General features: G+C 69.8%; 11 protein-coding genes. 2 read left to right on the top strand and 9 right to left on the bottom strand.

Annotation, left to right across the window (positions count from 1 at the left end):
- Positions 1–6: 6 nt before the first annotated feature.
- The 5 genes from Acor_RS01560 to Acor_RS01540 are packed head-to-tail and all read right to left on the bottom strand — an operon-like array spanning position 7 to position 4,940.
- Positions 7–324 (bottom strand): L-rhamnose mutarotase, encoded by a 318-nt coding sequence (locus Acor_RS01560; protein WP_155334655.1) that lies wholly within the window; start codon positions 322–324, stop codon positions 7–9.
- A gap of 9 nt (positions 325–333) precedes the next feature.
- Positions 334–1,401 carry a rhamnose ABC transporter substrate-binding protein gene (gene rhaS, locus Acor_RS01555; protein ID WP_246238339.1) on the bottom strand — a complete coding sequence of 356 codons (1,068 nt, stop codon included), beginning with the start codon at positions 1,399–1,401 and terminating at the stop codon, positions 334–336.
- A 5-nt stretch (positions 1,402–1,406) separates the two neighbouring features.
- Positions 1,407–2,402: an ABC transporter permease gene (locus tag Acor_RS01550; RefSeq protein ID WP_155334653.1), complete on the bottom strand. Its 996-nt coding sequence runs from the start codon at positions 2,400–2,402 to the stop codon at positions 1,407–1,409.
- Complete coding sequence (locus Acor_RS01545) at positions 2,392–3,432, bottom strand: ABC transporter permease (protein WP_155334652.1); 1,041 nt, start codon at positions 3,430–3,432, stop codon at positions 2,392–2,394. Before Acor_RS01545 ends, Acor_RS01550 begins: the two co-directional genes overlap by 11 nt.
- Positions 3,429–4,940, bottom strand: coding sequence for a sugar ABC transporter ATP-binding protein (locus Acor_RS01540; RefSeq protein WP_155334651.1), 1,512 nt, complete (start codon positions 4,938–4,940; stop codon positions 3,429–3,431). The genes Acor_RS01545 and Acor_RS01540 overlap by 4 nt, the downstream gene beginning before the upstream one ends.
- Before the next feature lie 174 nt (positions 4,941–5,114).
- Between Acor_RS01540 and Acor_RS01535 the strand changes: the two genes are divergently transcribed.
- Positions 5,115–6,098 (top strand): LacI family DNA-binding transcriptional regulator, encoded by a 984-nt coding sequence (locus Acor_RS01535; RefSeq protein WP_308805616.1) that lies wholly within the window; start codon positions 5,115–5,117, stop codon positions 6,096–6,098.
- A gap of 44 nt (positions 6,099–6,142) precedes the next feature.
- Positions 6,143–7,498 (top strand): rhamnulokinase, encoded by a 1,356-nt coding sequence (locus Acor_RS01530; protein WP_246238349.1) that lies wholly within the window; start codon positions 6,143–6,145, stop codon positions 7,496–7,498.
- Positions 7,499–7,565: 67 nt separating this feature from the next.
- Here Acor_RS01530 and iolD read toward each other — a convergent pair whose 3' ends face one another.
- Genes iolD through iolC form a run of 4 tightly spaced genes read right to left on the bottom strand, consistent with a single transcriptional unit; the run spans position 7,566 to position 11,992 of the window.
- Positions 7,566–9,368 (bottom strand): 3D-(3,5/4)-trihydroxycyclohexane-1,2-dione acylhydrolase (decyclizing), encoded by a 1,803-nt coding sequence (gene iolD, locus Acor_RS01525; protein ID WP_155334648.1) that lies wholly within the window; start codon positions 9,366–9,368, stop codon positions 7,566–7,568.
- On the bottom strand, positions 9,365–10,177 hold the full coding sequence (iolB, locus tag Acor_RS01520; protein ID WP_155334647.1) for a 5-deoxy-glucuronate isomerase: 813 nt from the start codon (positions 10,175–10,177) through the stop codon (positions 9,365–9,367). The genes iolD and iolB overlap by 4 nt, the downstream gene beginning before the upstream one ends.
- Positions 10,174–11,055: a Cgl0159 family (beta/alpha)8-fold protein gene (locus Acor_RS01515; RefSeq protein WP_155334646.1), complete on the bottom strand. Its 882-nt coding sequence runs from the start codon at positions 11,053–11,055 to the stop codon at positions 10,174–10,176. Before Acor_RS01515 ends, iolB begins: the two co-directional genes overlap by 4 nt.
- Positions 11,048–11,992: a 5-dehydro-2-deoxygluconokinase gene (iolC, locus tag Acor_RS01510; protein ID WP_218034070.1), complete on the bottom strand. Its 945-nt coding sequence runs from the start codon at positions 11,990–11,992 to the stop codon at positions 11,048–11,050. The genes Acor_RS01515 and iolC overlap by 8 nt, the downstream gene beginning before the upstream one ends.
- Positions 11,993–12,213: the final 221 nt, after the last annotated feature.

Raw genomic sequence — 12,213 nt, 5'->3', positions numbered from 1 at the left:
CCCGATTCAGTCAAGGTGGAACACCTCGGTCAGTGGTCGCATGTCCTCGTCGGGCCGCCCGTCGAGTGCTTCGAAGTAGGGCGCCATCTCGGCCTGCCAGCGGGCGTTGACCTCGGTGGCCGCCATCCCCGCGCGGGCCCGCGCGAAGTCGTCGGTCTCCAGGTAGCCGACCAGCAGGCCGTCGTCGCGGAGGAAGAGCGAGTAGTTTCGCCAGCCGGTGGCCCGGAGCGCGTCGAGCATCTCGGGCCACACGGTGGCGTGGCGCCGCCGGTATTCGGCCAGCTGTTCCGGCCGCACCTTCAGCAGGAAGCAGACGCGTTCCATCGCCGGCCGTCAGAAGTCGAAGTCGTCGATGTTGTCCTTGGTGAACACGGTCGGTTTGCCGAGCAGGACTTCGCCCTTGGCGCCGACGGTGTATTCGCCGAGTTTGCCGGCCTTGAACGTGTCGCCTTCTGCGCCGGTGATCTGGCCGGAGGCGAGCGCGGCGGCGGCGTAGCAGGCGAGGTAGCCGAGGTCGCCTGGGCTCCACAGCTCGAAGCCGTCGATGGTGCCGTCCTTGACGAATTTGCGCAGCTGGTTGGGGGTGCCGAGGCCGGTCAGCTTGACCTTGCCCTTGAACTTGGAGTCGGACAGGTAGCGGGCGGCGGCGGCGATGCCGACGGTGGTCGGGGAGATGATGCCGGCCAGGTCGGGGTAGGCGCGGAGCAGTCCCTGCGTCTCGGTGAAGGACTTCTGGTCCTCGTCGTTGCCGTAGGCGACCTTGACCAGTTCCATGTCCTTGTATTCGGGTTTGGTCAGCTCGTCCTTCATGAACTCGATCCAGGTGTTCTGGTTGGTCGCGTTCGGGGTGGCCGACAGGATGGCGATCTTGCCCTTGTGGCCGATCTGCTCGGCGAGGAGCTGGACTTCGGTGCGGCCGAGGTCTTCGGCGCTCGCCTGGTTGACGAACAGGTCGCGGCCTTCCGGCGCGGTGTCGGAGTCGTAGCTGACGACCTTGATCCCGGCGTCCTTGGCCTGCTTGAGCGCGGGCACGACGGCGTTGGGGTCGTTGGCGGAGATGACGATGGCGTCCTGTTTCTGCTGGATCAGGGTGTTGATGTAGGAGACCTGGGAGGAGGCGCTGGCCTCGGACGGCCCGACTTCCTTGCCTTCGCCGCCGAACTCCTTGGCGGCTTCGATGCCGCCGGCGTCAGCGATCGTGAAATAGGGGTTGTTGACCTGCTTGGGAAGGAACGCGATCTTCAATCCGGCTTTGAGGGGGGCGTTCGGGTCCGCGGCCGCCGAGGAGGCGGGCGCGGCGGCCGACGCGGACGCCTGCTGGGCCACATCGTCCCTGGTTGTCCCGCCGCAGGCGCTGGCCAGCAGGGCGAGACCGGCGAAGAGCGCAATGGGACGCCACATCGTTGTCATAGTGCCGATTTCCCTTCGAGTGAACCTTCGAGTGGAGGTGAGGTACGGCGCCGCCAGACCGCCCCGAGATTCGGCGCCAGCACGGACGCGACGAGCAGCAGGCCCGTCACGAAATTGAGGACTTCGTTGGCCACGTCGGCCAGGATGAGCGCGTTGCGCACCACGCCGAGGAGCAGCACCGCCGCCAGCACGCCGGGCAGGGTGCCACGCCCGCCGAAGATCGACACGCCGCCGAGCAGGACGGCCGCGATCACGGCCAGTTCGAGGCCGCCGCCGTTGTCGGCCCGGGCGGAGGCGTACCGGAAGGTGAAGACGAGGGAGGCGAGCGCGGCCATCGCGCCGGAGGCGACGAACAGCCAGAACCGGATGCGTTTGACCCGGATTCCGGCGAAGTAGGCGGCTTCCTCGTTGGAGCCGAGGGCGACGATGGCGCGGCCGAGGGCGGTGGCGTGCAGGATCACCACGAACAGCACGGCGAGCACCGCGACCAGCAGGGTCACCACCGGGATCGGGCCGAGCGTGGCCGTGGCCAGGCTGGTGTAGGCGGGCGGCAGATCGGCCACGGCCTGGTCGCCGAGGATCACGTAGGCCAGGCCGCGATAGAGGGCGAAGGTGCCGATCGTGACGGCCAGCGACGGCAGGCCGAGCCTGGTCACCAGGAAGCCGTTGAGTGCGCCGCACAGCGCCCCGGCGACCAGGCAGATCGGCATGATCGCCTCGATCGGCAGCCCCGCGTTCCACAGCCACCCGAGCACCGCGCAGGACAGCCCGAGCGTGGAGGCCACCGACAGGTCGATCTCGGCGGCGACGATGACCAGGGTCATGGTGAGCGCCATCAGGGCGATCTCGGTCACGTCCAGCAGCAGGAACGACACGTTGGAGCTGTTGGCGAACCCGTCCACCCCGAGCGACGCCCAGGTCGTCACCGCGACGAGCAGGATCAGGATGAGGCCTTCCCACCGGCGCAGCAGGGAGAAACGGTCAGCGGGCATCGCGGTACCTCCTTCGGCGGAGCGCGGCGGCCACGCGCAGCGCGAGGAGCCGGTCCAGGACGATGGCGGCGATGATCAGCGCCCCGTTGATGGCGGTCTGGGCGAGTGCGTCCACCCGGAGCACGGCCAGCGCGCTGCTGATGCCGGTGAGCAGCAGGGCGCCGAGGGCCGCGCCGTACACGGTGCCGCTGCCGCCGAAGATGGCCACGCCCCCGACGACGACGGCGGCGATGACGTCGAGTTCCTTGCCGGTGGCCGCGGCGGCGTCGACGGTGCCGAATCTGGCCGCCCACATGGCGCCGGCCAGTCCGGCCAGGGCGCCGCTGGCGACGAAGGCGGTGATGACGCGTTTCCGTACCGGAATTCCGGCCAGTACGGCTGCCGCCGGGTTGGACCCGATCGCGTACAGTTCGCGGCCGGAGCGCAGGTTGCGCAGCATCCAGCCGACCGCCAGCAGCACCGCGATCGCGGCCAGCGCGAGCAGCGGAACGCCCAGCACCGGCCGGGAGCCGAGGGACAGGAACGAGTCGGGCATGTCGGCCGCGTTGACCTGCCTGCCGCCCGCCCAGGCGTAATCGATGCCGCGGAAGGCGTACAACGTGCCCAGAGTGGCGACCAGGGCTGGCACTTTGGCGGCTCCGACGAGCAGGCCGTTGATCGCGCCGCAGGCCGCGCCGAGCAGGACGCATCCGGCGATGACCACCACGATCGGCAGGCCGGGATTGTCGGCGAGGACGAGCGCGCCCCCGAACGCCGACAGTCCGACCACCGAACTGACCGACAGATCCACATTCCTGGTGATCACCACGAGGGTCTGGCCGACCGCCAGCATCGCGATGATGGCGGAGTTGAGCAGGATGTCGCGCAGGCTGTCCAGCCCCAGGAACTCCGGATTGACCGCTCCGGTCACGCCGAACAGCACGGCCAGCGCGACCACGATGCCGAGTTCGCGGACCCGGGCCACCCGTTCGACGAGCCCCCGGCCGCTGTCGCGGAGGGTGGCTCCCGGGCGTTTGGCGGTGATGGTCACGCTCCTCCCCCTCCGATGCCGGTGGCCGCGGCCATGACCGTCTCCTCGGTCGCCGTCCCGCGCGGGATCTCCGCGACCAGGCGTCCTTCGCGCATGACCAGCACCCGGTCCGCCATGCCGAGCACCTCGGGCAGTTCTGAGGAGATCATCAGCACCGCGATCCCGCCGACGGCCAGTTCGGACAGCAGCCGGTGCACCTCGGCTTTCGTGGCGACGTCGATCCCCCGCGTCGGTTCGTCCACGATGAGCACGGACGGCTGCCTGGCCAGCCACTTCGCCAAAACGACCTTCTGCTGGTTGCCGCCGGAGAGCACGTCCACGGCGTCGGCGAGGCTGCGGTGCCTGAGCTGGAGCCGCTGCGCCCAGTCGGCGGCCCGGACGCGTTCGGCGGCGCGGGAGATCAGCGGGCCGTGCCGTACTTCGGCGAGACCGGCCAGGGCGATGTTGCGCTCGATCGACAGTTCCATGACCAGTCCCTGCTGGCGGCGGTCCTCCGGGACCAGGGCCAGGCCGAGGGCCATCGAGGCGGCCGGGCTGCCGGGGCGCAGGGCGCGTCCGCCGACCTGGACGGAGCCGGCGTCCCAGCGGTCGACGCCGAAGACCGCGCGGGCGACCTCGCTGCGGCCCGCGCCGACCAGGCCGGCCAGGGCGACGATCTCGCCGCGCCGGACCTCGAAGGAGACGTCGGTGAAGACGCCTTCGCGGGTCAGCCGCCGCACCTGGAGCGCCACCTCGCCGGGGACGGCGTCCTGTTTGGGGAAGAGCGCGCCGAGTTCCCGGCCGACCATGCGCCGGACCAGGTCGTCGGGAATGATGTCGGCGATCCGGTCGTCGGCGACGTGGCCGCCGTCGCGGAGCGTGGTGACCCGCTGGCAGAGGTCGAAGATCTCGTCGAGCCGGTGCGAGATGAACAGCACCGCGCAGCCCTGCTCGCGCAGCGAGCGCGCCACCCCGAACAGGCGGGTGACCTCGTTGCCGGAGAGCGCGGCGGTCGGCTCGTCCATGATCAGCACGCGCGCGTCCCGGGACAGCGCCTTCGCGATCTCGACCAGCTGCTGGTCGGCGATGGACAGGCCGCGCGCGGGCTGCTCGGGGTCGAGCGGCACGCCGAGCCGGGTGAACAGGGCTGCGGCCTGGGCGCGCATGGCCCGCCGATCGATCCGGCCCAGCCTGCCGCGCGGCTGGCGGCCCATGAAGATGTTCTCGGCCACCGTCAGGTCGGGGAAGAGCGTCGGCTCCTGGTAGATCACCGCCACCCCGGCGGCCTGTGCGTCGGCGGGGCCGTGGAACTCGACGGGCTCGCCGTCCAGCAGGAGCCGGCCCGCGTCCGGCCGGTGCACGCCGGAGAGGATCTTCACCAGGGTGGATTTGCCGGCGCCGTTCTCGCCCGCCAGCGCGAGGGCCTCTCCCGCGATCAACGACAGGGAGACCTCACGCAGCGCGCGTACCGCGCCGAAGGACTTGCTGACCTCTCGGAGCGCCAGCACGGGCGGCGGCGAGTCGGCCATGCACCCTCCCGACGTAGAAAAACGTTTCAAAGTTGTGGGGAGAGTAGGTCACTGTTTCGGGACCGTCAATAGCCGATGAACGTGCCATTTCCCCGGCCACAACCCACCTCACCAGGGGCCGTTCTTGCCTGAAGTACGGTTATTACGTTTTAATCAACCCTTATGCAGAGCCCCGTGGGCATCAGGGACGTCGCCCAGCGCGCCGGCGTGTCGCCGGGCACCGTCTCGAACGTGCTCAACCGGCCGGAGAAGGTGTCGGCGGAGACCAGGGCCAAGGTCGAGGCGGCCGTCCGGGAGCTCGGATTCGTCCGGCACGGTTCCGCGTCGACCCTGCGGGCCGGGCACAGCAAGACCATCGGCCTGTCGGTGATCGACATCGGCAACCCGTTCTTCACCGATGTCACCGCGGGGGTCGAGGAGGTCGCCAGCGAGCTCGGGTACGCGGTGATTCTCTGCAATTCGGCGGGTTCGCGGACGAAGGAGGAGCGCAACCTGCTGGTGCTGGCCGAGCAGCGGGTGCGCGGCGTGCTGATCACCCCGTCGGACGAGGATCCGACCCGGCTGGACCGGCTGCGCGAGCGCGGCATCAGCGTGGTCCTGGTCGACCATCCCGCGCACCGCCCCGACCAGTGCTCGGTCGCGGTCAACGACATCGTCGGCGGCACCACTGCCGTCAATCACCTGCGCGCCGGCGGCGCGACCTCGATCGGGTACGTCACCGGCCCGCTCACCATCCGCCAGTGCATCGACCGCCGGACCGGGGCCGAGCGCGCGCTGGGCGGGGCGGTGCCGCTGCGGGTGACCGAGATGCCCGCGATGACGCCCCGGGCCGGGCAGGAGGCGGCGGCCAAGATGATCGCGGAGGGAGAGCTGCCGGACGCGATCTTCTGTGCGAACGATTTACTGGCCCTGGGCGTGCTGCGCGGGCTGATGCACGCGGGTATCCGGGTGCCGGAGGACGTGGCGCTGATCGGCTATGACGACATCGATTTCGTGGCCGCGTCGGCGGTGTCGCTGAGCTCGATCCGGCAGCCGACGCATCAGCTGGGACGGGTGGCGACGGAGTTGCTTCTGGATGAATGCGACCATCCGGGCACGCACGCGCATCAGCAGATCATGTTCCAGCCGGAGCTGGTGGTCCGGGAGTCCACCCGGTGAGCCGGTTCGCGGCCGTCGACCTGGGCGCGTCCAGCGGCCGGGTCATGGTCGGCGAGCTCGGTGACGGCCTGAGCCTGACCGAAACACACCGATTCGCGAACGGGCCGGTGCGCGTGCACGACACGCTGCACTGGGACATTCTCGGTCTGCACCGCGAGATCCTGTACGGCTTGCGCCTGGCGGGACCCGCGCGTTCGATCGGAATCGACTCCTGGGCCATCGACTACGGCCTGATCGACGCCCGGGGGGCACTGATCGGAAACCCGGTGCACTACCGGGACGCCAGGACCACCGGCGTGCGGGAACGGGTGCTCGCCGACATCGGATCTGCGGATATGTACGACATATCCGGATTGCAGTTTCTGCCGTTCAACACGGTCTACCAGTTGCTGGCCGATCAGCTGGCGGATGCCGAGACGATGCTGCTCATTCCCGACCTGCTGAGTTACTGGCTCACGGGTGAGATCGGGGCCGAGCTGACCAACGCGTCGACCACCGGGCTGCTGGACGTACGGACTCAGAACTGGGCGTATCCGCTGATGGATCGGCTTGGGCTGCCGCCGGGGCTTCTGCCGCCTTTGCGGGTGCCGGGGGATTCCGAGCGGCTTCGTCCGGAGGTGGCCGAGGACATCGGGTGGGCGGGTACGGTGACGGCGGTCGCGTCACACGACACGGCGTCAGCCGTAGCCGCGGTTCCTACGACATATCCGGATTTTGCGTATATCTCGTGTGGGACGTGGTCGCTGGCGGGGGTGGAGTTGCGGGTGCCCGTGCTCACGGCGGAGAGCCGCGAGGCCGGGTTCACGAACGAAGCGGGGATAGACGGGACTGTGCGGTATCTGCGGAATGTCATGGGGTTGTGGCTGCTGCAGGAGTCGCTGCGGGCCTGGGGTCAGCCAGAGCTGGGGCCACTGCTCGCCGCCGCCGCGCAGGCTCCCCCGTTCGCCGCGCTCGTGAACCCCGATACGCCGATATTTCTCCCGCCGGGCGATATGCCCGCCCGGATTGCGGCGGAGTGCCGCCGGACCGGCCAGGAACCGCCCGGGGATCTGCCGGGTTTCGTGAGATGTGTGCTGGAGAGCCTGGCCCTCGGGCATCGAATGGCGATACGTCAGGCGATCGAGCTCTCCGGGCAGCGGGTGAACACTATTCACCTGGTCGGGGGTGGCAGCCGGAACGCGCTGCTGTGCCAGCTGACCGCCGACGCGTGCGGGCTGCCCGTGGTGGCGGGCCCGACCGAGGCCACCGCGCTCGGCAACGTCCTCGTTCAGGCGCGAGCGGCCGGCGAGATCGGCGGCCTGCCCGAAATGCGAGCCCTGGTGGCGGCGACGCAGAACCTGACTTACTACGAACCGCGCGGCGAGGACTGGGCCGAGGCCGAAGCGCGCATCCACCGATAGCCGCGCTGCACCCGGGTTCTCACAGGTAGCCGCGCTGCTCATGGCTAGTCGCGCTGCACCCGGATTCTCACAGGTAGTCGCGCTGCTCCCGCTTGGCCGCCTCGTATCGTCTTCTCGCCGCGCGGGACTCCGGGTTCTCGGCGACCTCCGCGACCGGCACATCCCACCAAGCGCTTGCCTCCGCACCGGACCCGGGCTCAGGCCGGACATAGACGACGGTCGTGCGGTTCGCCTCCCTGGCCTTGGCCAGCGCGGAGACCAGTTCATCGCGATCACCCGCGCGCAGAACATCCGCCCCCAAACTGGCCGCGTTGGCCGCCAGATCGACCGGAAGCGGCTCCCCGTCCAGCCCGCCGGAAGGCCCGCGCATCCGGTAGGACGTCCCCAGGCGCTGCGCCCCCACCGCCTCGGAAAGCCCCCCAATCGACGCGAACCCCTGGTTGTCGACCAGCACCACGACAAGCTTCACACCCTCCTGGACCGAGGTCGCGATCTCCTGCGCCATCATCAGGTACGACCCGTCCCCCACCAGCACGAACACCTCACGCTCCGGCGCGGCCAGCTTCACCCCCAGACCGCCCGCGATCTCGTAGCCCATGCACGAGTACCCGTACTCGACGTGATACGAGTGCGGCCCGGCCGCCCGCCACTGCCGATGCAGATCTCCGGGCATCGACCCGGCCGCGTTGACGACGACGCCGTCCTCCCCCGCCGCGTCGTTCACCACGTCCAGCACCACCGCCTGCGTGAACCCCGTCAGCACGGCACGCTCAGGACGCTCGAACCCCCACGAAGCACGCCAGCCATCCGGGCGAAGCTCTCGAAGCGCCTCCCGCGCGTCCGCGACCAGCATCGTGCCCGCGTGCTTGGCGGCGTCGAAGGCGGCCACGTTCACGTTCAGGAACCTGGCCTGGCCGAACAGCGTCCGGGAGGCGGTGGTGAAGTCGCTGTAGCGGGTGCCGATGCCGACGACCAGGTCGGCTTCGCGCGCGAGGGCGTTGGCGGCGGCCGTTCCGGTGTGGCCGATCGCGCCCACGTTGCACGGGTGGTCGTGGCGCAGGGATCCCTTGCCCGCCTGGGTTTCGGCGACGGGGATCCCGTACCGGCCAGCGAAATCGGCGAGTTCGGCGCAGGCCCCGCTGTAGATCACCCCGCCGCCCGCGACGATGAGCGGTCGCCGCGAACCTCTGAGCAGGCCGAGCGCCCGTTCCAGTGCGGCCGGTTCCGGCACCGGCCGGGCGACATGCCAGACACGCCGGGCGAACAGCTCCTCCGGCCAGTCCCACGCCTCCGCCTGCACGTCCTGCGGCAGCGCGAGCGTGACCGCGCCCGTCTCGGCCGGATCGGTGAGCACTCGCATCGCCGCCAGCAGCGCCGACGGCAGCTGCTCGGGCCGGTTGATCCGGTCGAAGAACCGCGACACCGGACGAAGGGTGTCGTTGACGGTCACATCGTACGAACGCGGGTCCTCCAGTTCCTGCAGCACCGGATTGGCGACCCTGGTCGCGAACACGTCCCCCGGCAGCAGCAGCACCGGAATGCGGTTGATCGTGGCCAGAGCCGCGCCCGTGACCAGATTGGTGGCGCCGGGCCCGATCGAGGTCGTGCACGCCAACGTGGACAGCCGATCCAAAGTCCGCGCATACCCAACCGCCGTATGCACCATGGCCTGCTCGTTCCGGGCCAGATAGTACGGCAACACGTCGCCGGTCCCCGCCCCCCGCTCGGCCAGCGCCTGCCCGATCCCCGCGACATTCCCGTGCCCGAAAATCCCGAACACGCCCGCGATCAGGCGGCGCTCCACCCCGTCCCGCTCGGACCACTGATTCGCCAGGAATCGCAGGAGCGCCTGCGCCACGGTGAGTCTCATCGAGCCGCCTTCGTCATCGGAACCCGCGGATCCACGGCCTGATCGGCCCACGACGCCCGGATCCAGGCATGCCGCGGATCATCACAGCACACCATCGACCGCTCGTCGGCGGGACCGGCCAGAACATTCAGGTAGTACAGGTCATACCCGGGCGCGGCCATCGAAGGCCCGTGATACCCGTGCGGAACGAGCACCACATCCCCGGCCGACACCTCGGCCAGCACCTCGTGCGTGCCGTAGACCCGCTGATACCCAGGCCCGCCCTCGAAGTAGTAGATCTCCTCCAGAACCGCCTCACGCTCGGACAGTTCGTCGTGCTTGTGCGGCGGGTACGACGACCAGTTGCCCTCGGGCGTCAGCACCTCGACAGCCAGCAGCCGGTCGCAGGCGAACGCGTCCGGCGCGCAGAAATTGTTCACCTGACGGCTGGCCTGTCCAGAGCCGCGGATTTCGACGGGAACGTCGGCGGCGGGGCCGTACCGGACCGGGAAACGGCGGGTGGCCCGAGCGGACGGCAACGCGACCCGGCCGGTCCCGGTGATCGTGACCTTGGCACCGATCGGGACATAAACGAAGTCGCTGACCGCCGCGAACACCGACTCCCGCCCGTGCAGCGAAACGCTCACCCCGTCCGCGACCACGTCGAAGGAACCCGAAAGCGGCAGGACCAGCATCTCCTCCTCGCCGGTCTCGAACTCCACCGGGCCGTCGGCGATCCGCAGCCCGCAATAGGTCCACCCGGCGGACTCCGGCGTGATCTCCACCGCCCACTGCCCCGCCCCGGCCGTACCGAACGGAATATGCGTCATGACCCCTCCAGCAGGGACACCGCCGTGTCGACCGCGGCGGCCACATCGTCGTCCGGCGGGTAGAGCAGCGCCCGCCCCACCACCAGCCCCCGCACCTGCGGCAGCCGCAGCGCCTTGCGCCACGACGCGTACACCTCGTCGGGTGCGTGCACCGGATCCCCGCCCAGCAGCAGCGTCGGCATGGTGGTCGCCGCCAGGATCTGCTCCATATGCGGCACCACCGGCAGCTTCAACCAGGTATGCGCCGACGTCGCGCCGAGCGCCTGACCCACCGAGATCGCCCGGATCATCCCGTCCGGCGACAGATCATGCTGCACCGCGCCGTCCACCAGCCGCGACCAGAACGGCTCGACCATCGCCATCAGCCCCCGCCCGGCCAGCTCGGTGACCGCCCGCGCGCAACTCTCCAAAGTGTCCGCGGTGGCCCGATCGTCCACCCCGATCCGGCAGAGCATCTTCCCGCCGTCGAACCCCATCCGGGCGATCGCCTCCGCCGTGTACGCCGTGAACCGGTCGTCGAACTCGAACACGCTGCCCTGCAGCCCGCCCCGGTTCATCGAGCCGATCACGATCTTGTCGTCCAGCAGCCCGAGCAGCAGCAGATCCTCGATCACGTCCGGCGTGCCGAGTACCCCGTCCACGCCCGGCCTGGACAGCGCGGTCGCCAGCCGATCGAGCAGGTCGGCCCGGCTGGCCATCGCCATCGGCCGCGCCCCCACCCCGATCATCCCCCGGGCCGGATGATCGGCCGCGATGATCAGCAACTGCCTCCCGTCCGGACGCAACGACCGCCGCCGCCGGACGGACGCCAGCTCCGCCAGCCGCTCCGGCTGCCAGGCCCGCAGCTCCAGCAGGTCGCGGTAGTCCTGGTCACGCATGGGCGGCCTCTCCGAGGGCGAACTCGATCTCCGCGACGGTCGGCATGGCCGGCGCGCACGCGAGCCGCCCGGCCACGATGGACCCGGCCGCGTTCGCGTACCTGAGCGTCCTGGCCAGCGGCCACCCCGCCAGCAGCCCATGACAGAGCGCCCCGCCGAACGCGTCCCCCGCCCCCAGCCCGTTGACCACCTCGACCGGCACCGGCGCCACCTCGACCACCTCATCCGAGGTCATCCCCAGCACCCCACCCCCGCCCTGCTTGACCACCGCGATCTCCGCCCCCGCCGCCAGCAGCAACTTCCCGGCCCGGTACGGCTCGCGCGTGCCGGTCGCCACCTCGACCTCGTCGAGATTGCCCACGGCGACGGTCACCTGCCGGAGCGCGTCCCGCACCCGATCCCGGGCCACGTGCAGATCACTCCAGAACATCGGCCGGTAGTCGAGGTCGAGGACGGTGAACCGGCGCCGGTTCCGCGCCTCCCAGGCAGTGTGGTGCGCGTCGAGGGACGGCTGCTGGGACAGTCCGGTCACTGTCCCCCAGAACAGGTCAGCGGCCGCGATCTCCGCGAGGTCCAGTTCGTCCGGGTGGATCTCCAGGTCGGGGGCTTTGGGGAAGCGATAGAAGTAGAGCGGGAAATGATCCGGAGGATGGATCTCGCAGAACGTCACCGGCGTGGGCAAATGAGCGACGGACTTGACGTGCCGATCGTCAACGCCGTATTCGCGGAGCGCATCGTGGACGAACGCCCCGAACGGATCCGCACCCGTCCTGGTGATCACGGCACTCGACCGCCCCAGCCGGGCGGCGGCGACCGCCACATTGGTCGGACTACCCCCCAGATACTTCCCGAAGGTTTCAACTTCGCGAAGCGAGACACCGATCTGAAGGGGATAGATATCCACTCCGACGCGGCCCATCGTCAGCACTTCCGTCACAACCGGCTCCGCAGGTCGAGGGAGGGTTGGCTCGCGGCCCTATTGGTCCGAGCAACGGCGGATTCGTCGGCCTCGGCCTGCATAGTCGACCGAGGCTGGATGGGGATGCGCTCACGACCCGCACTGGTCCGAACGATGACGGATTTGTCGGTCACAGTCGGCTCCGCGGGCCGAAACCGGAGGCAAGTGTGCTCACGACCCGCATCGATCAAAGCGATCAC

Source organism: Acrocarpospora corrugata, from assembly GCF_009687845.1.
Classification (GTDB): domain Bacteria; phylum Actinomycetota; class Actinomycetes; order Streptosporangiales; family Streptosporangiaceae; genus Acrocarpospora; species Acrocarpospora corrugata.
Note: the sequence above shows the minus strand (reverse complement) of the source record. Positions and strands in the feature narration are given on the sequence as shown.

What these genes read in the sequence shown, in the direction of transcription:
- Acor_RS01560 (WP_155334655.1), bottom strand. Translation starts at nt 324, where the DNA reads ATGGAACGCGTCTGCTTCCTGCTGAAGGTGCGGCCGGAACAGCTGGCC.
- rhaS (WP_246238339.1), bottom strand. Translation starts at nt 1,401, where the DNA reads ATGTGGCGTCCCATTGCGCTCTTCGCCGGTCTCGCCCTGCTGGCCAGC.
- Acor_RS01550 (WP_155334653.1), bottom strand. Translation starts at nt 2,402, where the DNA reads ATGCCCGCTGACCGTTTCTCCCTGCTGCGCCGGTGGGAAGGCCTCATC.
- Acor_RS01540 (WP_155334651.1), bottom strand. Translation starts at nt 4,940, where the DNA reads ATGGCCGACTCGCCGCCGCCCGTGCTGGCGCTCCGAGAGGTCAGCAAG.
- Acor_RS01530 (WP_246238349.1), top strand. Translation starts at nt 6,143, where the DNA reads ATGGTCGGCGAGCTCGGTGACGGCCTGAGCCTGACCGAAACACACCGA.
- iolD (WP_155334648.1), bottom strand. Translation starts at nt 9,368, where the DNA reads ATGAGACTCACCGTGGCGCAGGCGCTCCTGCGATTCCTGGCGAATCAG.
- iolB (WP_155334647.1), bottom strand. Translation starts at nt 10,177, where the DNA reads ATGACGCATATTCCGTTCGGTACGGCCGGGGCGGGGCAGTGGGCGGTG.
- Acor_RS01515 (WP_155334646.1), bottom strand. Translation starts at nt 11,055, where the DNA reads ATGCGTGACCAGGACTACCGCGACCTGCTGGAGCTGCGGGCCTGGCAG.